The following is a 20,354-nucleotide window of genomic DNA, read 5'->3' as shown; positions in this document are numbered from 1 at the left end:
TTCAAGATTCATCTTATTGATAATGAAGACCACATTCAGTTTTCACTTTCCCAGCCCATCTACCATCTCTTGAATCGCCACCCTCTCCTACAGGCAACGTACACTTCTCACACCCAATACTTGGATATCCAATATCATGTAATGGGTTATACGGCAAGCTATGCTTGTATACATATCGCCATACCTCTTTCCACGTCCAATGAATGAGCGGACAAACTTTAATAGATTGAAAGCGATGATCTTGATTTATAAACTTTGTATGCTTACGCGTTTCTGATTGTTCCCTCCTCAACCCCGAGATCCACGCTTTTTCATTCGCTAATGATTCTTCTAACGGTAAAATTTTCCTAATCTTACAACAAAGATTAGGATTGCTTTCCCATAGCTTGTTACCATGCAATTTGGCTTGTTCATCAAGTGTAAGTTTTGGCTGTTTTTCTATAATATTTAATGAAGGAAATCGTTCCCGCACTTTTTGAATTAATTCATACGTTTCTTGAAAATGTACGTTAGTATCTAAAAAAACAACTTTAGCAGATGGATTTACTTGGTTAATAAGATGCAGCAGTACCATCCCTTCCACTCCGAAGCTACATGCGTATACAATTTCATTTTCATATTCTTTATACGCCCAACTTAATACTGATAGCGCGCCTTTCGTTTCATCTTCTTCTGAAAATGAAACATCATTTTCTTCCCACGTTTCATACGTCAACATGTTTTTTCCCCCTGTAAAAGCAAAAAGACGGTTTTAACCTAATAAAATAGGTTAAAACCGCCTCTAGTTTTTCTAGTCAGCGCTTTTTACTTTAAACGTACTTTTTCACTTTTCTCTAATTGAATGACTTTTCCATCTTGCACAACAATTGTAATTGAACCATATTTCATATCAGCAAGCATCGCTTCAATTTTCTCAGATACTTCCTCAAAATGTTCCCGTACGCTCACGCGAACAGCCCCCCTTTTTATTCATAAAAAAAATCTTTCCCATTTCGAAAAGACTGTTCGGTAATATATTTTACCTTATCTTTCAAAATGGATTCCATTTTGCTGGATTTAGCACCTTGCTTTCTATAAGCAGGTTGCCGAGCTTCGCCGGGCCAGTTCCCTCCGCTTCTCTTGATAAGCTTTGTATTTGTATTTTATCACAATTCTGATTTTTTTCAATCCTAGTTTTCCGATATATTTTAATTATTTTATTTTACAAAAAAGGAATTGCCCATCCGAACAACTCCTTTTTCCTCATTTAAACAAGTTCTTTAATACGTATGCGATCGTTCCCAATAATATTTTCATATGTTTCGCGCTCTACAACAATTTGTGATGTACCGCCTTTCACGAAGACGACAGCTGGTCTACGAATCCGATTATAATTATTCGCCATCGAGTACCCGTATGCCCCTGTACAAGAAATCGCTAGTAAATCGGCAGAGGCAACTTTCGGTAAAGTAATATCCCAAATTAACATATCTCCACTCTCACAGCATTTCCCTGCAATCGAAACAACTTCCTCGTTCTCATCATTCCCTCGATTCGCTAACATCGCTTCATAACGAGCGTTATATAAAGCAGGTCTTAAATTATCAGTCATCCCACCATCCACTGATACATATTTCCGAATACCCGGAATGTCCTTCACAGATCCGACTGTATAAAGTGTCGTTCCAGCATCACCTACAATGCTACGGCCTGGTTCAACCCATATTTCTGGCAATGGATAATTACATAACGTAAATTGTTCTCTCACCGCACTTGTTACAGCTCGCACATACGTCTCAAGAGTTAATGGTGTATCGGACTCTGTGTAGCGTATTCCGAATCCTCCCCCTACATTTAGCACTTTTACTACATAGTTTGTTCGCTCTCTCACTGCTTCTAAAAATTGACGAAGAACTTCAATCGCTCGCACAAAGCCAGCCGTTTCAAATATTTGTGATCCGATATGTGAATGAATTCCTAACACGTTATAATTTGATTTTTGTAAAGCAAGCTCAATTGCCTGCATCGCTTGACCATTTGACACGCCAAATCCAAATTTTGAATCATCTTGACCTGTTGTAATATATTCATGTGTGTGCGCCTCTACTCCGGGCGTTACACGAATTAATATGTTCACAAATTTCCCATGTTGCACTGCTAAATCATGCAAAATTTCTAATTCTAAGAAGTTATCTACGACAAAACAACCAATATTCGCCTGAAGAGCCATCACAATTTCTTCATCTGTTTTGTTATTTCCATGAAAATGAATGCGCGATGCAGGAAATCCTGCTTGTAGTGCAGTATATAATTCTCCTCCAGAAACAACATCTAATGACATATTCTCTTCACGAGCTACTCGGCACATCTCCATGCACAAGAACGCCTTGCTTGCATATGCTACTTGATAAGAGAACCCACTTTCTTTAAAAGCACGATGAAACGCGCGGCACTTTCCTCGAATCGACTCTTCATCGTATACATAAAGTGGTGTTCCATATTGTTTTGCTAGCTGCGTCGTGTCGCACCCTCCAATTTCTAAGTGTCCTTGCCCATTGATTCGGCTTGTGCCGTGTAAATACATTTGAATTCCTCCCTTATTTCCTCTAAAACTCATAACCCCAATCTTCTATTCATTGCAGCACGCTTTTAGATAGACAAAAAACGCGCGGAACAATGTTCACACGCGTTTCTTATTAGGAAAAATATATATTGAAAAAATAAACGAGTTGTTATCTCCTCAAAATAAGAAACCGCATCAACATCTCCAAATAGCTCTCCATAAAATAAATCTTATGACAGTACTACATTTATTCAATGCAGTCCCAATATATGAATAAGATGGTTATTCTTATATTTCGGCAATAGTCCCTTTCAACCTATGATCACAGATTCCATTAAATCTCCCATAGCTTACTCTTTCCTATCGCGGCCTCTACCTTTGAGAGTAGATGAGGTAAGTCTATTTAATTTTCAAACATCTAATTGTTGCTATTAACAATACCAAAGGACCATTTTATTTGTCAAACAATTTTTTATATTGCTTTTTGACAGTTTAGTTTCGTATCGTTTGGTAAGCGCTTTACTGAAACCTTTGTCACTTCCCATTCACCTTCTTCGTTATTAAATGTAATCGTTACCTTCTCAAATGGTGGCGCAATTTTCCCTGCAACACGTTCATACTTAGTCACTTCAATACTCGCTTGAAATAAATATGTACCGCTATACACTTTTTTTAAACTAATAATTTTCGGGCATTGATAAGGCTTCAAGCTCCCATATTGTTTTTCGATTGCTTTATTTATTTTCGGAAATAACACAGAATAAAGGGCATCTTCCATAAGAGGTGCATCATACTCTGCTACCGACACACTTGGTGAAGCAAAAAGTATAACACTACTGCATACTATAAAATATAATAATTTTCGCATTATAACCTCCGTATTGTTACACGATTCTTTCCGCGCACGATAATAATCATACATAGACACTCCATTTTATTGTCTCCTACTGCCCTTTTTCTACTCAATTGTTATAAAAAAGTCCACAACTCTCTTTTATTTTCGTATAATGATACTCATAGTATAATAAACATAATAATAAAGGACTGTTCGTATATATAAAATGAGGAGCTAATCAAATAGGCCCACAAGAACCGTCATGCTTTTTAGGAGAGGAGTATATTATGCTACAACGTCTGTTTCCAAAACTGCGATTCGCACTCGTTGCAGTCGTTTTATTATGGATAAAAACATATATTGTGTACAAGCTAGCGTTTGATATTAAAATTGATAATTTCTTTGAAGAATTTATGCTTTTTATGAATCCACTAGCTGCGTTACTTTTATTTTTCGGTTTTGCATTATTTGCATCTAAACACCGAAATCGCATTATAGTTGGAATTAGTTTTATACTGTCATTCATTTTATTTGGAAATGCAATGTTTTATGGGTTTTATAACGATTTCGTTACGTTCCCAGTATTATTTCAAACAAATAATATGGCTGATTTAGGGACGAGTATAAAAGAACTCTTTACGTATAAAACATTACTGTTATTCGCAGATGCGATCATCTTAATGTTTCTTTCGCGTAAATTCCCATCATTTTGCGACAAAACGCCGCTTTCTCGCTCTGAGAAGAGAACTTTCTTTAGCGGTGTAACAGCTCTATTAGCACTACAAATTGTTGTTTCTGTTATTTATAAACCACAAATGTTCTCACGCTCATTCGATCGTCAAACTGTCGTGAAAAATTTAGGTTTATACACATATCATCTATTTGATATTACACTGCAATCAAAATCTTCAGCTGAACGTGTATTTGCAAGTGGGGACGGGTTCTCTGAAATTAAAAACTATACAGACTCAAAAGATAAGCAAGTTGATAAGAACTTATTTGGATCTGCAAAAGGTAAAAATGTCATTTTGATTTCAATGGAATCTACACAAAGTTTTGTTATTAATAAAAAAATAAATGGAAAAGAAATTACTCCATTTTTAAACGAATTTATTAAAGATAGTTTTTATTTCGATAACTTCTATCATCAAACAGGACAAGGTAAAACTTCTGATGCTGAATTTATCGTTGAAAATTCACTTTATCCGTTAGATCGCGGTTCTGTATTCTTTACTCACGCAACAAATGAATATACAGCTACACCCGAACAATTAAAAAAATACGGATATTCTTCTGCTGTCTTCCATTCAAACGATAAAGCGTTTTGGAATCGTGATGTAATGTATCCTGCACTTGGATATGATCGTTACTTTAATTTGAATGATTACGTAGGCACAGAACAAATGTCTGTCGGTTGGGGATTAAAAGATAAAGAGTTCTTTGAACAATCTATTCCAAAGTTAAAATCCTTACCACAGCCGTTCTATACAAAATTCATTACTTTAACAAATCATTTTCCATTTCTTCTAAATCCAGAAGATCAATATGTTGATGAGTTTAATTCGGAAAGTGGCGTTGTAAACCGTTACTTCCCAACCGTTCGTTATACGGATGAAGCTCTTAAACAATTTATTAAACAATTAAAAGCAGAAGGACTGTATGACAACTCTGTTATTGTCATTTACGGAGATCATTACGGTATTTCTGAAAACCATAACGCAGCTATGGCTCAGTTCCTTGGGAAAGACGCTATTACACCATTTGATTCTATGCAATTACAACGCGTCCCTCTCATTATTCATGTACCTGGTCAAGAAGGAAAAGTCATTTCTAAAGTGTCTGGTCAAATTGATATTAAACCAACGCTACTTCATTTACTTGGTATTAAAACAAATAAATCAGTTGAATTTGGAACTGACTTATTTATTAAAGAAGAAGATCCACTTATGGTAATGCGTGATGGTAGCTTCGTTTCGGAAGATTATGTGTATACAAAAAACATGTGCTATAAACGAAACACAGGTGAAGAAGCAGACATCTCATTATGTCAACCGAATATTGAAAAAGCAAAAACAGAATTGAAACTTTCCGACAAACTCATTTATGGAGATTTGTTACGTTTCGATCCTAACAATCGGTATAAAACTGGAACTATGATAACGAACTTTGAATAATACAAGAAGAGGCTGTCCCAAAAAGTGCTTTTTAGCCAAAATCGAATAAAAAGTGAAGGGCAGAAATGTTAATTTTATAACGTTTCTGCCTTTTCAATTTCATGTGATCTTACTTCGAAAGAGACTTATGAGACAGCCCCTTCTTTTTTCACTTATTTTTCAAATCATTCTGATATGAAATCTTTCACAAATTGGGAATTTCTTTCGTGTGAAGAAGAAATTTATGGTATGATAAAATAAGTAAACTTTCATACACTAATTAAGAATTTATTACAGAAAGCAAGGGATCAGATTTTGTATAGAGCAGCTATTCCAAACTTATTTACGCTCGGAAATTTATATAGTGGATTCTTGTCAATCGGCTATGCATCTTTAGGATATTATAAATCAGCTGCTATTTTAGTACTTATCGGGATGATGTTAGATAGTCTTGATGGGCGTGTTGCTCGTTTATTACGTGTTGATTCACAAATGGGAAAAGAGCTTGACTCGCTTGCGGATGTCGTAACATTTGGTGCAGCACCTGCTGTTCTCATGTATTACACATCTTTCTCTAATTATGGAATCATCGGACTATACATAGCGGGGCTATTCCCTCTTTTCGGAGCATATCGTTTAGCACGATTTAATGTAACACCATCTTCTACTTCAATGAAATATTTCACTGGGGTACCGATTACAGCAGCGGGAGGGCTTGTTGCTTTCTTAACATTATTTTCACATACCATTCCAAAAATCGTTCTTATTACAGTATTTGTAACGTTCGCATTTTTAATGGTGAGCCGCATTCGTATCCCAAGTTTAAAAGATGTACCAATTCCACGATATAGCATCATTATTACACTATTTTTAGTGGGCATCATTATCACAATGTACCAAACAGGGTTCGGTAATTTTTCTGTTTTCTTATTCATTGCTATTCCACTATATATTTTGTACATGCTATCTCAATTCCTTAGACAAAGACCATCAAAAAGAGCAAATAAAGAAAAATAAAAAGAAACCTTCCGATTCCGGAAGGTTTCTTTTTATTTTGTAACGAATACTTTTTGATTGACAGGCGTTACAGCTTCTTCGCCATTTAATACAGCTAAAATATTTCTTACCGCCGTTTCGGCCATCGCATCACGCGTTTCAAATGTTGCATTTCCTACGTGAGGAGCAAGTACCACATTCTTTAATCCTTTTAGCTCTTCAGTAATTTTCGGCTCAAATTCAAACACGTCAAGAGCTGCCCCTTCAATTTCATTTGTTTTTAAAGCATGAGCAAGTGCCGCTTCATGCATAATTGGTCCACGTGAAGCATTTATAATATACGCTGTTTTCTTCATCATTTTGAACTGTTCTTCATCAATCATATGGTGCAATTTCGGATTATACGCACAGTTAATTGTAATAAAGTCTGCTGTTTGTAATAATTCTTCCAATGTTACATATGTTGCTTCCAGTTCACTTTCAGCTTCAGGCTTTCGATTTGGTCCTGTATATAAAACATTCATTCCAAACGCTTTCGCACGCTTTGCAACTGCCTTTCCGATTTCTCCAAGGCCGATAATTCCAATTGTCTTACCATGTACTTCGCGGCCTAAGAAAAATAACGGTGCCCATCCGTTAAATCCAGTTGTACGACATAGCGTATCACCTTCAGGAATTCTACGTGCCGCTGCTAAAAGAAGTGCAAATGTTAGTTCTGCAGTAGCTTCCGTTGATACTTTTGGTGTATTCGTTACCGCAATCCCTTTTTTTTCGGCATATGAGTAATCAATATTATCGTAACCAGCACCGTAGTTTGCAACAATCTTCAAATTAGGTGCCGCATCAATCACTTCTTTTGTCACCTTTGTAGAAAGTAGGCTTAACAATGCATCTTTGTCTTTTACACGCTCTGTTAATTCATCTAAAGAAATTAACTCCTCTTTATCGTACATTTCTACATCATGATCCTTTAATAGTTCTAATCCGATTGCTGGAATTTTCCCTGCTACTAATATTTTTGCCACTACTAACACCTCTTCTATAGAAAATAAGATCTCTCTTATCTTTCATTGTAAGAAATCCACATATAAAAACCAAGGAATTTGATTATAGTTTTGAAAATCGACACTTTTCCACAAAAAAAGAGGAGATGCAAGTCTCCCCCTCTTCTTATGCTTTTTCTTGCGATTGTTTTCCAAGCTTCACATCGATCGTTCCTTCTGCAACTGTATCACTAATTTGTTCCTCAATAACGGATTGAGATGTAGCATTCGTTTCAGAAGTATACGCTTGTTGCTGTGCACCTTGTACATTTTGTTTATTTTGCTGTTTCGACATTTCTTACCCTCCTTTTTATTCTTTCTTATTTTGAACAAAAAGATGGGTTTTCATCAAAAAATCGTGATCATTTTGAAATTGTTACTTCTTCTAGTAATCTCATCGTTCTAACTCGTTTCGTAAATGTAGCTAAGTGAGCAATATCATGATTACGTAACGTCTTTATATTCTCTTCCACATATTTTCCTAAATCATTCGGATAATGAGCATCTGAAGAGAGTGTAATCGGAACTTCGTGTTTAGCTAATACTTGTAAATATAGCGGACTCGGACACATTTCGCGCACAGGATAGCGATAGTACAATCCCGCATTTATTTCCGTTGCTGTATTTGTTTCTACTAATGCACGCGCAATTTTCTTATAATAAGAAAGTTGTTCATTCTCATCTAATCGATAATTAAATACTTTTATGTTGTCAAGATGAGCAATAATATCAAATAACTCAGAACGAACTGCGCACTCAACCGTTTTGAAAAACGTATCATATAAAACATATAAGTCATGTTCCTTAAAATATTCTTTCGTATCTGGATTATCAAATCCCCAGCCATTTAAAAAATGAACAGAACCAATTACATAATCAAAATCTCCTAATGCGAGTAAAGATTGTAATTGTTGTTCACCACCAATAAAATAATCTGCTTCAATTCCAAGTTTAAGCGTAACACCTCTTTTACTCCACCGTTCTTTCGCCTCTTCAATTGCCTTTGTAAAATCATGTAGTGAAGCTACCCTTACTTGGTCTAACCATTCCTTTTGTAAACGTCCAAGCCCCGAATCACTAATATCAACATATGTTTCATAGTATTCTTTCGCTTCATAAAAACGATATAAATGATCGACAATACCAACTTCTTTTATCCCTTTTCGCAAAGCTTCTTCTAAATATAAATCAATCCATTTCATTGTAAATGGCCCTTCATTCACACGTCTTTGCAGGCGTTCTTGTGTTTTCACAAGCCATTCCATAGAATGTTTTTCTTCTTTTAGCGGTTCATAATGTTGTAATGATTCATTTATTTTAGCTAGCCATCCTATTGAATATGGCCCTTCTTCTAAATGAATGTGATAATCCACCTTCATACATATTCCCCCTATAATGTATCTATTTCTCTTCTGTCCCCTACTCTCGAAAGCTTCCCATTTCTTTCTGTCACTTCCTCCATAATATCTTCTAATGATATATTTTTTTCGGCTAATAAAACGAAGCAGTGATACATTACATCAACCATTTCTTTCACTAGCTCTTCGTTATCATTATTTTTGGATGCAATAATTACTTCCGTACATTCCTCACCAATTTTCTTTAAAATTTTATCTTCTCCTTTTGAAAACAAGTAATTTGTATATGATTCCGAAAGTGGATTTCTCTTTCGTTCTTTAATTGTTTCGAATAGTAATGTAAAGGCGTTTTTCATATGTATCCCCCTATATAATTTTGTAATGAAAACACGTTTTTTCTCCCGTATGGCAAGCAGGCCCTACTTGCTTTACGACAACAACAATTGCATCTTGATCACAATCTAAATAAAGAGATTGCACATGTTGGACATTACCTGATGTTTCTCCTTTATTCCATAACGACCTTCTTGAACGAGAATAAAACCACGTTCTTTTCGTTTCTATTGTTTTTTCATATGCCTCTTCATTCATATAAGCTAGCATTAAAACTTCTTTTGTATCTTCTTCAATTACAACTGCTGGTAATAGTCCTTTTGAAAAGTTAGGTTTCATAGCCGCACCTCAACATTTGCATTTCTTAACTTTCTCTTTACGTCCCCTATTGTCGCCTCACCGTAATGAAAGATTGATGCCGCTAATGCTGCATCAACTGTTGTCTTTTGAAACACTTCTATAATGTGATCAGCATGACCGCATCCACCTGACGCGATGACAGGTACGGAAACACTTTTTGAAATTTCTTCTGTTAAACGAAGGTCATATCCGTTTTTCGTTCCGTCTGCATCCATACTCGTTAATAAAATTTCGCCTGCGCCTAGCTCTGTAACGCGCTTTGCCCACCCGATTGCATCCATTCCCGTATCAACTCTTCCGCCGTTCACATATACATTCCACTTAACCTCTGCTACTTTTCTAGCATCAATTGCTACAACAATACATTGTGAGCCAAAATGCTCTGCCCCTTCTTCGATTAATTTTGAATTTCGCACTGCTGCTGAGTTAATTGAAACTTTATCTGCTCCAGCTCTTAGTAAATTGTACATATCTTTCACACTTGAAATTCCTCCGCCAACTGTAAGAGGAATAAATACTTTTGAAGCCGTTTTTTCTACAACATCTATAATCGTTTTTCGTCCTTCATGCGTTGCCGTAATATCTAAAAATACTATTTCATCTGCTCCCGCATCATTATATAAAGCTGCTATTTCAACAGGATCCCCGACATCTTGTAGTCCTATAAAATTTACACCCTTTACGACTCGCCCTTCTTTCACATCTAGACATGGAATAATGCGTTTCGCTAACATAACTTTGTTACCTCTAGCACTTCTTCTAAATCAATCGTTTTCTCGTAAAGAGCCTTACCAATTATGACGCCGTATATGTTCATATCATTTAACTTTTTCACATCTTGTATAGATGCAATTCCTCCAGAAGCAATCAGTCGAGTAGCAACGTTCTTTTGTAGTAACTCCAATTGCTCTACATTCGGTCCTGCAAGTGTTCCGTCTTTCGAAATGTCTGTAAACACAATCGTTTGAACACCTATCTTCTCCATTTGTTTTGCTAAATCAATGTAAGAAATTTCAGACACATCAAGCCAGCCTCTCGTTGCTACAAAACCATTTTTCGCATCAATTCCGACGATGATTTTTTCTTTATATAGACGAACTGTCTCTTCTAAAAATGGCTTATCATAAAGAGCGGCTGTTCCTAAAATCACTTTATCTACTCCTACTGAAAATAATTTCTCTACGGATACAAGTGATCGAATTCCTCCGCCAACTTGCACTGGAATACGTACTGCCTTGCAAATTCTTTCAATGACGGACAAGTTTAACGACTCACCAGCAACTGCACCATCTAAATCAACAATGTGCAACCGTTTCGCTCCAAATGTTTCAAATATAATCGCTTGCGCAACTGGGTCTTCATTCATTACTGTTTCTTTACTAAATTCTCCTTGATACAGTCTAACGCATCTCCCTTCTTTTAAATCGATAGCTGGGAAGATTTCCATGTTTCTACCACTCCTTTAAAATTTTTCAACATTTGCATGCCAATGTCACCACTTTTTTCAGGATGAAACTGCGCACCGTATATATTTCCTTTTGCTACAAAACCAGGTACTTTCACTCCATATTCACTTATTCCATATACAATTTCATTTGGACAATCTGCGTAATAAGAGTGGACATAATATACGAAAGAACCGTCCTCTACTCCATTCCAAAGCGCTATTTCTCCTTCTTTCTTTAACTCATTCCATCCCATATGAGGAATTTTATAAGGAACCTTTAACTTTCGAATAACGCCTGGCAATAAACTTAACCCGTTACAGTCTTGTAGTTCCTCACTTTTTTCAAATAAAAGCTGCATTCCTAGGCAAATACCTAGAAGTGGTTTTCTGGAACGCCCAATTTCTTGTAACACACGTACTAAATCTTTTTCTTCCAATACATCCATTGCTTTTGGAAATGCACCTACTCCTGGTAAAATCACTCCATCACTTCTAAAAATCTCTTCTTTATCACTCGTTACGATATACGCTGCTCCAATATGCTTTAATGCTTGTTCTACACTACGAATGTTTCCCATTCCATAATCTATAATGGCAATCAATTACAACATCCCTTTCGTTGAATTTACACCAGTAATATTGGCATTTCTTTCGACTGCTTCTCTAAGCGCTCTACCAAACGCTTTAAATAACGCTTCAATTTTGTGATGTGTATTGCTTCCGTATAAAATACGAGCATGTAATGTAATATTGGCAGCATGAGCAACTGCTCTAAAAAATTCTTCCGTTAGTTCTGTATCAAAATCCCCAAGCTTCGGATTCGTTAATTCTCCTTGAAATACAATATATGAGCGTCCACTTATATCAATTGCAACAAAGCCTAAAGACTCATCCATCGGTACATATGCTGAGCCGTACCTGTTAATCCCCTCTTTACTGTGCAATGCTTCTTTCAAACAATTTCCGAGTACAATCCCAACATCCTCAACTGTATGATGTGCATCAACGAATACATCCCCTTCTGCCTCCACTTGCAAACCGAATCTTCCATGCCTTGCAAATAAAGTTAGCATATGATCAAAAAAACCAACTCCCGTTCGTACAGAAACGTTCTTCCCATCATCAAGCTGTAAACTTAATTTTATTTTTGTCTCTGTCGTCTCACGTATTTGACTAGACTCACGCATTATTCTTCCTCCTCAAATCTTATTTGAATTGCTCTCGCATGCGCATGTAACCCTTCTTTATTGGCAAGCTCTACAATATGATGTTGGACATCTCTTAATGCTTCCTCTGTATAAGACAGAAAGCTTGATTTTTTCACAAAATCATCGACTGATAACGGTGAGAAAAACCTTGCCGTTCCACTTGTCGGTAACACGTGATTCGGTCCTGCTAAATAATCCCCGAGCGGTTCTGGTGCATATGGTCCAAGAAAGATAGATCCTGCATGTTTCACATAAGCTAGAGCATTCATCGGTTCTTTTATATGTAACTCTAAATGTTCCGGGGCAATTTCATTCGATAAATTTAGCGCCTCCTCTAAAGAAGGAACGATAAAAATGGCCCCATTTCTCTTTATTGATTCACGTGCAATTTCGCTTCTTGGTAATGTTTCTAACTGCCTTTCTATCTCTTTTTCTACTTCTTTTGCTAACTCTATATTTGTTGTAATACAAATTGCTGTCGCTCTCTCGTCATGTTCTGCTTGTGATAATAAATCAGCAGCAATATATTTTGCATTGCCGGTTTCATCTGCAATAACTACAATTTCTGACGGTCCAGCAATCATATCAATATTTACTATTCCATATACTTCTCGTTTCGCTAGAGCGACGTACAAATTTCCTGGTCCAACTATTTTATCCACTTTCGGAATCGATTCCGTCCCGTATGCTAAAGCAGCAATTGCTTGCGCACCACCTATCGTATAAATTTCATCTACTCCTGCAAGACTTGCAGCAACTAAAATATGTGGATCAATTCCTCCTTCTCTTGGCGGTGTTACCATTACAATCTTTTTCACACCAGCGAGTTTTGCTGGCAATACATTCATTAATACTGACGAAGGATACGAAGCAGTTCCGCCTGGCACATATACGCCTACATTCTCTAATGGCCGAATGATTTGTCCTCTAATGATGCCTTTACTCGCGCAATCGAACATCGATTGTCTTTTTTGCTTTTCATGGTACGAAATAATGTTTTTCTTCGCCTCTTGTAACGCTTCTAAAAATGAATTCTCTACAAACATACTCGCTCGTTTTATTTCTTCTTCACTTACACGAAACTCTTTCATCTTTACACCATCAAACTTTTTTGTATAAAAAGATAAGGCCTCATCCCTACTCTCCCTTACATTTTGAACGATTTCACTTACATTTCTTTGAACAGTTTCTTCTATTATATTAGCGTTTTCTCGTAGCAATTTTATTTTCGATAACGCCTTTTGAAAATCTTCAAAAACGATCTCCATTACAAGTCCCCCTATTTTCCTGACAAAATTTCTTGCTCCATCATATTTATAATACTGAATATTTCGTCTTTTTTAGTTTTTAATGCAGCCTTATTTACAATCATTCGAGCAGATATAGAATACATTTCCTCAAATACAATGAGTCCATTTTCTTGTAATGTTTTTCCTGTTTCAACAATATCAACAATCGCATCTGCCAATCCAAGAATAGGAGCAATTTCTACAGAACCTTCTATTTTAATAATTTCTACATCCTCTCCTTTATCATGAAAATAGTTAGAAGTAATATGTGGATATTTCGTCGCAATGCATTTCTTCCGGTAGCTCTTCGGATTATAAGTAGGAATAGAAGCGACACAAAACTTACACACGCCTACTCCTAAATCTAACATTTCATAAATATCTTTCTCGTTTTCCATTAAAATATCTTTTCCAACGACTCCGATATCCGCTACTCCATGTTCTACATAAGTAGCAACATCTACTGCTTTCACTAAAATAAATGAGATATCCGTATTTTTACTTTGAAAGACAAGTTTTCTTCCTTTATTTTTGAGCTCTGAACAATCAATTCCAATCTGCTCAAAGAGCGGAATCACATGTTTTTCTAATCTCCCTTTCGTTAACGCAATTTGAATGTTACGCATGAAGTTTCTCCTTCTTTCTGGACGACCCATTTCTCTTTCCATACATATTCCACTAATGATTCGTTCTTTGCCTCAACGACCGTTACAATTTGATTTTTTCTAGAAAATTGAAAAGTATCATTTAAATTAGAGAATAAAGATAGCGCTACTTTTTTCCCGTCCTTTTGAAGTAAATTTCGTAATCGTTCCGCTTCTGCTAATCTATTTAACTCGTAATGAATCATAATATCTATTCTCTTTCGTTCATATGGCTCTTGCTGCTCTTGCAGCGCCTTTACAATTTGATTAACTTGCACCGCGAGTCCAACAGCCGGTAACATTTCTCCAAAATTTCCAATTAACTCATCATATCTTCCGCCACTAACAATTTCTTCTCCAATTTCATATATATACCCTTTGAAAATAACACCTGTATAATAGTCCAAATGTTGAATCATTCCTAAATCAATTGATATGTAAGATCCATAGCCTAGTTTTTCAATTGCTTCATATATTTCTTTCACTCTTGTAATAGCCATTTTCATTTCATTACTGGAGGCGAGTTTTTCTGCTTCCTCAATCACTTCTAAATTCCCAAATAACCTCGGTAATTTCTCCAGTAACTTTACTGTTTCATCACATCGATCTAATTTCTTATCTCTAATAAAATTGGATAAAGCGGCATAATTTTTACTTTCAATATATGTTCTAAGAACTTTCTCTTCTTCCTCATGAATGGAGAGCTTTTTGACAATACATTTATATAACTGTACTTGCCCAATCTCTATTGTAAAAGATTGCACCTTCAACTTTTGAAGTGATTGAATGACGCTTATAACACATTCAATTTCAGCTCTTACATTATCAATACCGATAATTTCAATACCACTTTGCACGATCTCATTATATTTTCCAGTAAGGGACTCATTCGCTCGAAATACATTTCCGCTATACGTCACTTTAAGTGGTGTATCACACCTCTGCGTTCCGATCACTCTCGCTAAAGGAATTGTCATATCTGGACGCAATACGATAATCCTTCCCTTTTCATCAAAAAATTTATACATCTTTTCTTCATCTATCGGCCTGCTTTGAAAGGCGAACACATCATAAAATTCAATTGTTGGTGTCCTTATTTCTTCATAACCTCTCTCTAAAAAAGTACGCCTTAATTTTTGCTCCACTTCTTCAATTAACGTACATTCTTCGAATAAATAATCTCTCGTTCCATTTGGATTTGCCCGTTTCCATTTTGTCATCGAAATTCTCACACCTTTCCCTTTCTAATGTATGCTTATTTCATGCACCTAAACCGAAAATAAAAAGAGCCTTGTAGATAAAATATACCTACAAGGCTCTTTAGTAGCGTGTAGGTACAACGGGAATAACCCTTGCACCTACACGTTTTCACGCTAGGTTCAAGGGCTTTATGTATGATGATGTAGTTGTGTAAGCATTTTAATAGATTGCATTGTTTTCATAATACTTACTCCCTTTCTCCTCTAATTTTTACATAGTATATAATACTTAATTCTGAATGTAAATACATTTTAAATATTCCGTTATCTTTTAATATACAGCTATCCTTCTTTCATACTCTTTTATTTCTTGTTCATATTGCATTGTAATACTAATTTCATCTAAACCATTTAATAATTTCTCTTTCCACATTTTCTCGATTGTAAAATGAAACCTGTGCGTACTTGTTGTAATTACTTCATTCTCTAAATCTACTTCTATTGGTTCTCTTGCATCCGTTTGGGCAAGCTTTTCTCGCATTTCTTTATCCATTACAATTGGTAACATACCATTCTTCATACAATTCATATAAAAAATATCTGCAAACCCTCCCGCGATAATTACGCGGAAACCATAATCAGCAAGTGCCCACGGTGCGTGTTCTCTTGAAGAACCACATCCAAAATTATCACCTGTAATTAATATACTTGCTCCTTTTCTATCTGGTGCATTTAGTGGGAAATTAGGGTTTTCGTGTCGTTCATTATCATATCGCCACTCATCAAATAAAAACTTTCCAAACCCAGTTCTTTCAATTCTCTTTAAATATTGCTTCGGAATAATTTGATCCGTATCAATGTTATTATTCATAAGTACTGCGGCAGTACCTTTATGAATACGAAATGGCTCCATCATAACTCTCCTTTCTTGTATCAACAAAATGACCATATAACGCAGCTGCTGCCGCCATTGCTGGGCTAACTAAATGCGTTCGTGCTCCTTTTCCTTGTCTTCCTTCAAAATTACGATTTGAAGTTGAAGCGCAATGCTCTCCTTCAGGTACTTGATCTGGATTCATTCCAAGACACATGGAACATCCAGGTTCTCTCCATTCAAATCCTGCTTCTTCAAATATGTGATGTAGTCCTTTTTGCATCGCCGCGTCCCTTACTCTTTTCGATCCAGGTACAACGAGTGCTCGCACACCTTCTTTTACCTTTCTCCCTTTCACAACAGCTGCAGCAATTTCTAAATCAGAGAGCCTGGAATTTGTACAAGATCCAATGAAAACATGCTGAACTGGAATATCATACGTACTTTGTCCAGGGCTTAATCCCATATAAGAAAATGCTCTTTCGTCATTTACATCATGTTTTTCTGGCAATTTCTCATCAATACGAACTCCCATACTCGGATTTGTTCCCCACGTAACGTACGGCGCTAAATCTGTAACATCTATCGAAATATGTAAATCATAAATTGCATCTGCATCTGTATAAAGTTCAAACCATTTCTTCTCGAAAGTTTCATAGTCTCTCGGTGCATATTTACGTCCTTTTACATAAGCAACTGTTTTTTCATCCGGCGCGATAATACCCGCTTTTGCTCCTCCTTCAATCGCCATATTACAAAGCGTCATTCTCTCTTCCATCTCCATAGCCTGAATCGTCTCTCCGTAAAATTCCATTACGTATCCAGTTCCAACTGCTACACCGTACTTTGAAAGGAGATGCAAAATAATATCTTTTGCGTAAACGCCTTTCTGTAATTTTCCTTTTAACTCAATTCCCATCGCTTTCGGTTTTCTTTGCCATAACGTTTGCGTTGCCAATACATGTTCCACTTCACTCGTACCAATACCAAATGCTAGCGCGCCAAACGCACCGTGCGTTGCTGTATGACTATCACCACAAACAATTGTTTTTCCTGGCTGCGTGAGCCCAAGTTCTGGTCCGATAACATGAACGATCCCTTGCTCTTCATCTCCGATATCTGCTAACGGCACCTGAAATTGTTTACAATTTTCCCGAAGTGTATCTAATTGCTGCTTCGCAATGCGATCGGTAATATTCCAAACATCTTTCGTTGGAATATTATGATCCATCGTTGCGAATGTTAAATCTGGTCTGCGTACCGTTCGATTTGTAAGCCGCAAGCCTTCAAAGGCTTGCGGTGACGTTACTTCATGAACAAGGTGCAGATCGATATATAATAAATCTAATCCATTTTCATTTGTCGCAACTACGTGTCTTTCCCAAAGTTTATCTAGCAACCTTTTCCCCATTATCTTCCTCTCCCTACTAGCGCTTGCTCTTCCATTTCTTGCATTACTGCCTTCGTAAATGAAGTTGTCGTTTCAGTCCCCCCGATATCTGCTGTACATTTTCCTAATTTAAGGACTGCTGAAATCGCTTCTTCAATTGCACACCCTTCTCTCGTTAATCCGAACGATTGTCCAAGCATCATGGCAACAGAGCGCATCATCGCAATTGGATTCGCCTTATTTTTCCCGGCAATATCCGGTGCCGATCCGTGAATAGGCTCGTATAATGAAGGACCCTTTTCCGCGTGACTTGCTGACGGAAGCATTCCTAATGATCCAGCTAATACGGAAGCTTCGTCACTTAAAATATCCCCAAATAAATTTTCTGTTACAATTACATCAAACCGTCCTGGATTCCGAATTAACTCCATAGCAGCTGCATCTACTAAAATATGTTCTAGTTCAACATCTGGATAACGAAGTGCTACTTCTTCTGTTACAGTTCTCCATAGTTTACTAGATTCTAAAACATTCGCCTTATCAATAGATGTTACTTTTTTCTTCCGTTTACTCGCTAATTGAAAAGCATAAGAAACGATACGTTCAATTTCATGGCGATGATACGTAAGTGTATCCGTTGCTACTTCGTCGGTTCGTTCTTTCGGATAAGAAAAATAAATCCCACCTGTTAATTCACGAACGACAACGAAATCAATTTCATCAGCCTTTTTTAATGGCGATAAATGTGCCGTTGCACTTTCTACCGTTACAGGGCGAACGTTCGCAAATACACCGAGCCCTTTTCTTAAAGCTAATAATCCTTTCTCTGGTCTTTCTTTCGCACTATCCCACCTTGGTCCACCAACTGCTCCTAGTAAAACCGCATCACTTGCTAAACAAGCGGCAAGCGTTCGTTGTGGTAATGGTTGCCCATTTAAATCGATAGCACTCCCGCCGAAGTACTCATCTTGCAAATGAAAATGATGTCCATATAGCCTCTCTACCATATGCAATACTTCCTTCGCACTTTCCATAACTTCCGGTCCAACCCCATCACCAGCTAAACAAACGATACGTTTTTCCAATTTCAACACTCCTTTTAACTGAATTTTCAGAACTTTAATTCGATAGGTGAGAATAGCCCCTCTCACCTATCAAACACTTATTTCACCAGCTGGATAAAAGATTTCAATTTCCCCGCTGCGTGGACATATGCTCTCGCCGACGCTTCCAATACGTCTTGCGCAACACCAAAACCTGATACTTGATGTGTTCCTTCTTTTAATTCAACATGAACATGAGCCAGTGCATCTTGACCTTGTGTAATAGATTGTATGCGATAATCCGCCAATTCACATTCTAATCCTAAAATTCTTTGGATTGCATTATAAATTGCTTCAATACTACCAGAGCCAGTAGCTGCATCTTCGAATACATTTCCTTCCTCATCTTTTAGTACAACTGTCGCACATTGTGTACTATTTGATACGAAATGTACTTGCAGTTGCGTAATATTAAATTGCTGAGCCGCAAATGCTGCTTCACCAAGCATAAGTGCTCGTAAATCTTCCTCCGTAATTTCCTTCTTACGATCAGCTAATTTTTTAAACGCTTCAAACACTGCATCTCGTTCTTCCGTTGTAAATTCATAGCCAAGCTCTTTCATTTTTTCTGTAAACGCGTGACGTCCAGAATGTTTTCCAAGTACAAATAGGTTTTGAGATTCGCCTACTAACTCTGGTTCAATAATTTCATACGTTGTCACTTCTTTTAGAACGCCGTCTTGATGAATTCCGGATTCATGAGCGAATGCATTCGCTCCCACGATTGCTTTATTCTTCGGTACAACCATACCTGTTAATCTGCTTACTAATGTACTTGTCGCTTTAATTTCTTTTAGCGTCATAGAAGGCTCTGCTTGATAGAAATCTTTTCTAATATGAAGAGCAACTGCGACTTCTTCTAATGCCGCATTCCCTGCTCTCTCTCCAATTCCATTAATTGTTCCTTCTACTTGCAATGCTCCCCCTTCAACTGCAGCTAACGAATTTGCTACAGCCATTCCAAGGTCATCGTGACAATGACAAGAGAAAATTGCTTTTTCATATGAAGGAACGGATTCTTGTAAGTACTTAAAAAGAGAATAATATTCTTCTGGATTCGTATATCCAACTGTATCTGGAATGTTAATTACATTGGCTCCTGCACGAATCGCAACTTCTACTGCCTCAGCTAAAAAATCTCTTGCTGTTCTTGTCGCATCTTCTGCAGAAAATTGTACTGTTGGAAATAATGATTTTCCAAGTGTAACAGAACGATGAATACTATCTAACACATCCTCTTTTGACATACAAAGTTTATATTTCATATGAATATCACTCGTAGCTAAAAATACGTGTAAACGAGGAGATACCGCACCTTTCACAGCTTCATATGCTCTTCGAATGTCGCTTTCTTTCGCTCTAGCTAAACTCATAACTGTAGCATTTTGAATTGTATTCGCGATGCGTTTTACCGATTGAAAATCCCCTTCGGAAGCTGCTGCAAAGCCAGCTTCCATTACGTTAATACCAAGTCTCTCTAATTGTTTCGCAATTTGCAATTTCTCTTGTTCATTTAAATTCACTCCTGGTGATTGTTCGCCATCACGTAGCGTCGTATCCATGAACAAAATCTGCTTCAT

The 20,354-nt window shown here is 36.8% G+C and carries 22 protein-coding genes and 2 riboswitches; of the genes, 2 read left to right on the top strand and 20 right to left on the bottom strand.

Going from position 1 to position 20,354, the window contains the following annotated elements:
• Nucleotides 1-13 precede the first annotated feature (13 nt).
• From cysH to PDQ40_RS00230, 4 genes are all read right to left on the bottom strand, one after another.
• Complete coding sequence (gene cysH / locus PDQ40_RS00245) at nucleotides 14-718, bottom strand: phosphoadenylyl-sulfate reductase (protein WP_000958985.1); 705 nt, start codon at nucleotides 716-718, stop codon at nucleotides 14-16.
• Between the two features lie 86 nt (nucleotides 719-804).
• On the bottom strand, nucleotides 805-948 hold the full coding sequence (locus PDQ40_RS00240) for a YezD family protein (protein ID WP_000116161.1): 144 nt from the start codon (nucleotides 946-948) through the stop codon (nucleotides 805-807).
• A 72-nt stretch (nucleotides 949-1,020) separates the two neighbouring features.
• Nucleotides 1,021-1,129: riboswitch (SAM riboswitch) on the bottom strand.
• A gap of 117 nt (nucleotides 1,130-1,246) precedes the next feature.
• On the bottom strand, nucleotides 1,247-2,563 hold the full coding sequence (gene lysA, locus PDQ40_RS00235) for a diaminopimelate decarboxylase (RefSeq protein ID WP_000280639.1): 1,317 nt from the start codon (nucleotides 2,561-2,563) through the stop codon (nucleotides 1,247-1,249).
• 180 nt (nucleotides 2,564-2,743) lie between these two features.
• A riboswitch (Lysine riboswitch) is annotated at nucleotides 2,744-2,925 on the bottom strand.
• Between the two features lie 89 nt (nucleotides 2,926-3,014).
• Nucleotides 3,015-3,464: a DUF3888 domain-containing protein gene (locus PDQ40_RS00230; protein ID WP_002091837.1), complete on the bottom strand. Its 450-nt coding sequence runs from the start codon at nucleotides 3,462-3,464 to the stop codon at nucleotides 3,015-3,017.
• 200 nt (nucleotides 3,465-3,664) lie between these two features.
• Between PDQ40_RS00230 and PDQ40_RS00225 the strand changes: the two genes are divergently transcribed.
• Both PDQ40_RS00225 and pssA read left to right on the top strand, forming a co-directional pair.
• Nucleotides 3,665-5,551: an LTA synthase family protein gene (locus tag PDQ40_RS00225; RefSeq protein ID WP_000941733.1), complete on the top strand. Its 1,887-nt coding sequence runs from the start codon at nucleotides 3,665-3,667 to the stop codon at nucleotides 5,549-5,551.
• Nucleotides 5,552-5,845: 294 nt separating this feature from the next.
• A complete protein-coding gene (gene pssA, locus PDQ40_RS00220; protein ID WP_000285422.1) occupies nucleotides 5,846-6,547 on the top strand; it encodes a CDP-diacylglycerol--serine O-phosphatidyltransferase in 702 nt (233 codons plus the stop codon).
• 32 nt (nucleotides 6,548-6,579) lie between these two features.
• Here pssA and PDQ40_RS00215 read toward each other — a convergent pair whose 3' ends face one another.
• The 16 genes from PDQ40_RS00215 to leuA all read right to left on the bottom strand — a co-directional run bounded on the left by PDQ40_RS00215 (nucleotide 6,580) and on the right by leuA (nucleotide 20,354).
• The gene (locus PDQ40_RS00215; RefSeq protein ID WP_001062823.1) at nucleotides 6,580-7,551 is read right to left on the bottom strand and encodes an NAD(P)-dependent oxidoreductase; all 972 of its coding nucleotides are present in this window, start codon (nucleotides 7,549-7,551) and stop codon (nucleotides 6,580-6,582) included.
• 145 nt (nucleotides 7,552-7,696) lie between these two features.
• Nucleotides 7,697-7,864 (bottom strand): YozQ family protein, encoded by a 168-nt coding sequence (locus PDQ40_RS00210; protein WP_000043572.1) that lies wholly within the window; start codon nucleotides 7,862-7,864, stop codon nucleotides 7,697-7,699.
• A gap of 67 nt (nucleotides 7,865-7,931) precedes the next feature.
• On the bottom strand, nucleotides 7,932-8,948 hold the full coding sequence (locus PDQ40_RS00205) for a histidinol phosphate phosphatase domain-containing protein (RefSeq protein ID WP_061185661.1): 1,017 nt from the start codon (nucleotides 8,946-8,948) through the stop codon (nucleotides 7,932-7,934).
• Nucleotides 8,949-8,959: 11 nt separating this feature from the next.
• Nucleotides 8,960-9,283, bottom strand: a complete 324-nt coding sequence (gene hisE, locus PDQ40_RS00200; protein WP_000786132.1) for a phosphoribosyl-ATP diphosphatase — start codon at nucleotides 9,281-9,283, stop codon at nucleotides 8,960-8,962.
• A 10-nt stretch (nucleotides 9,284-9,293) separates the two neighbouring features.
• Nucleotides 9,294-9,599, bottom strand: a complete 306-nt coding sequence (gene hisI / locus PDQ40_RS00195; protein WP_000803968.1) for a phosphoribosyl-AMP cyclohydrolase — start codon at nucleotides 9,597-9,599, stop codon at nucleotides 9,294-9,296.
• Entirely contained in the window at nucleotides 9,596-10,354 is a 759-nt protein-coding gene (hisF, locus tag PDQ40_RS00190) for an imidazoleglycerol phosphate synthase cyclase subunit (protein WP_214328706.1), read from the bottom strand. The genes hisI and hisF overlap by 4 nt, the downstream gene beginning before the upstream one ends.
• Entirely contained in the window at nucleotides 10,348-11,067 is a 720-nt protein-coding gene (gene hisA / locus PDQ40_RS00185; RefSeq protein ID WP_000402310.1) for a 1-(5-phosphoribosyl)-5-[(5-phosphoribosylamino)methylideneamino]imidazole-4-carboxamide isomerase, read from the bottom strand. The genes hisF and hisA overlap by 7 nt, the downstream gene beginning before the upstream one ends.
• Nucleotides 11,040-11,669, bottom strand: coding sequence for an imidazole glycerol phosphate synthase subunit HisH (gene hisH, locus PDQ40_RS00180; protein ID WP_000560333.1), 630 nt, complete (start codon nucleotides 11,667-11,669; stop codon nucleotides 11,040-11,042). Before hisH ends, hisA begins: the two co-directional genes overlap by 28 nt.
• Nucleotides 11,670-12,254: an imidazoleglycerol-phosphate dehydratase HisB gene (hisB, locus tag PDQ40_RS00175; RefSeq protein WP_001209290.1), complete on the bottom strand. Its 585-nt coding sequence runs from the start codon at nucleotides 12,252-12,254 to the stop codon at nucleotides 11,670-11,672.
• Nucleotides 12,254-13,543, bottom strand: coding sequence for a histidinol dehydrogenase (gene hisD, locus PDQ40_RS00170; RefSeq protein WP_000407007.1), 1,290 nt, complete (start codon nucleotides 13,541-13,543; stop codon nucleotides 12,254-12,256). The genes hisB and hisD overlap by 1 nt, the downstream gene beginning before the upstream one ends.
• 11 nt (nucleotides 13,544-13,554) lie before the next feature.
• Entirely contained in the window at nucleotides 13,555-14,190 is a 636-nt protein-coding gene (gene hisG / locus PDQ40_RS00165) for an ATP phosphoribosyltransferase (RefSeq protein ID WP_001244470.1), read from the bottom strand.
• Entirely contained in the window at nucleotides 14,166-15,428 is a 1,263-nt protein-coding gene (gene hisZ / locus PDQ40_RS00160; protein WP_214328705.1) for an ATP phosphoribosyltransferase regulatory subunit, read from the bottom strand. The genes hisG and hisZ overlap by 25 nt, the downstream gene beginning before the upstream one ends.
• A 310-nt stretch (nucleotides 15,429-15,738) precedes the next feature.
• Entirely contained in the window at nucleotides 15,739-16,320 is a 582-nt protein-coding gene (leuD, locus tag PDQ40_RS00155; RefSeq protein ID WP_000433211.1) for a 3-isopropylmalate dehydratase small subunit, read from the bottom strand.
• The gene (leuC, locus tag PDQ40_RS00150; protein WP_000518108.1) at nucleotides 16,298-17,692 is read right to left on the bottom strand and encodes a 3-isopropylmalate dehydratase large subunit; all 1,395 of its coding nucleotides are present in this window, start codon (nucleotides 17,690-17,692) and stop codon (nucleotides 16,298-16,300) included. Before leuC ends, leuD begins: the two co-directional genes overlap by 23 nt.
• A complete protein-coding gene (gene leuB / locus PDQ40_RS00145) occupies nucleotides 17,692-18,756 on the bottom strand; it encodes a 3-isopropylmalate dehydrogenase (protein WP_000415369.1) in 1,065 nt (354 codons plus the stop codon). Before leuB ends, leuC begins: the two co-directional genes overlap by 1 nt.
• A gap of 77 nt (nucleotides 18,757-18,833) precedes the next feature.
• On the bottom strand, nucleotides 18,834-20,354 hold the full coding sequence (gene leuA / locus PDQ40_RS00140; RefSeq protein ID WP_074543507.1) for a 2-isopropylmalate synthase: 1,521 nt from the start codon (nucleotides 20,352-20,354) through the stop codon (nucleotides 18,834-18,836).

Source organism: Bacillus cereus group sp. Bc061 (assembly GCF_027715825.1).
Taxonomy (GTDB): Bacteria; Bacillota; Bacilli; order Bacillales; family Bacillaceae_G; genus Bacillus_A; species Bacillus_A paranthracis.
The sequence above is the reverse complement of the archived record's forward strand: the minus strand, read 5'-3'. Positions and strand labels throughout refer to the sequence as shown.

Coding starts and splice junctions, on each gene's coding strand:
- cysH (WP_000958985.1), bottom strand. CDS start 718: ATGTTGACGTATGAAACGTGGGAAGAAAATGATGTTTCATTTTCAGAA.
- lysA (WP_000280639.1), bottom strand. CDS start 2,563: ATGTATTTACACGGCACAAGCCGAATCAATGGGCAAGGACACTTAGAA.
- PDQ40_RS00230 (WP_002091837.1), bottom strand. CDS start 3,464: ATGTATGATTATTATCGTGCGCGGAAAGAATCGTGTAACAATACGGAG.
- PDQ40_RS00225 (WP_000941733.1), top strand. CDS start 3,665: ATGCTACAACGTCTGTTTCCAAAACTGCGATTCGCACTCGTTGCAGTC.
- PDQ40_RS00210 (WP_000043572.1), bottom strand. CDS start 7,864: ATGTCGAAACAGCAAAATAAACAAAATGTACAAGGTGCACAGCAACAA.
- PDQ40_RS00205 (WP_061185661.1), bottom strand. CDS start 8,948: ATGAAGGTGGATTATCACATTCATTTAGAAGAAGGGCCATATTCAATA.
- hisE (WP_000786132.1), bottom strand. CDS start 9,283: ATGAAAAACGCCTTTACATTACTATTCGAAACAATTAAAGAACGAAAG.
- hisI (WP_000803968.1), bottom strand. CDS start 9,599: ATGAAACCTAACTTTTCAAAAGGACTATTACCAGCAGTTGTAATTGAA.
- hisF (WP_214328706.1), bottom strand. CDS start 10,354: ATGTTAGCGAAACGCATTATTCCATGTCTAGATGTGAAAGAAGGGCGA.
- hisA (WP_000402310.1), bottom strand. CDS start 11,067: ATGGAAATCTTCCCAGCTATCGATTTAAAAGAAGGGAGATGCGTTAGA.
- hisB (WP_001209290.1), bottom strand. CDS start 12,254: ATGCGTGAGTCTAGTCAAATACGTGAGACGACAGAGACAAAAATAAAA.
- hisD (WP_000407007.1), bottom strand. CDS start 13,543: ATGGAGATCGTTTTTGAAGATTTTCAAAAGGCGTTATCGAAAATAAAA.
- hisG (WP_001244470.1), bottom strand. CDS start 14,190: ATGCGTAACATTCAAATTGCGTTAACGAAAGGGAGATTAGAAAAACAT.
- hisZ (WP_214328705.1), bottom strand. CDS start 15,428: ATGACAAAATGGAAACGGGCAAATCCAAATGGAACGAGAGATTATTTA.
- leuD (WP_000433211.1), bottom strand. CDS start 16,320: ATGGAGCCATTTCGTATTCATAAAGGTACTGCCGCAGTACTTATGAAT.
- leuC (WP_000518108.1), bottom strand. CDS start 17,692: ATGGGGAAAAGGTTGCTAGATAAACTTTGGGAAAGACACGTAGTTGCG.
- leuA (WP_074543507.1), bottom strand. CDS start 20,354: ATGAAGCAGATTTTGTTCATGGATACGACGCTACGTGATGGCGAACAA.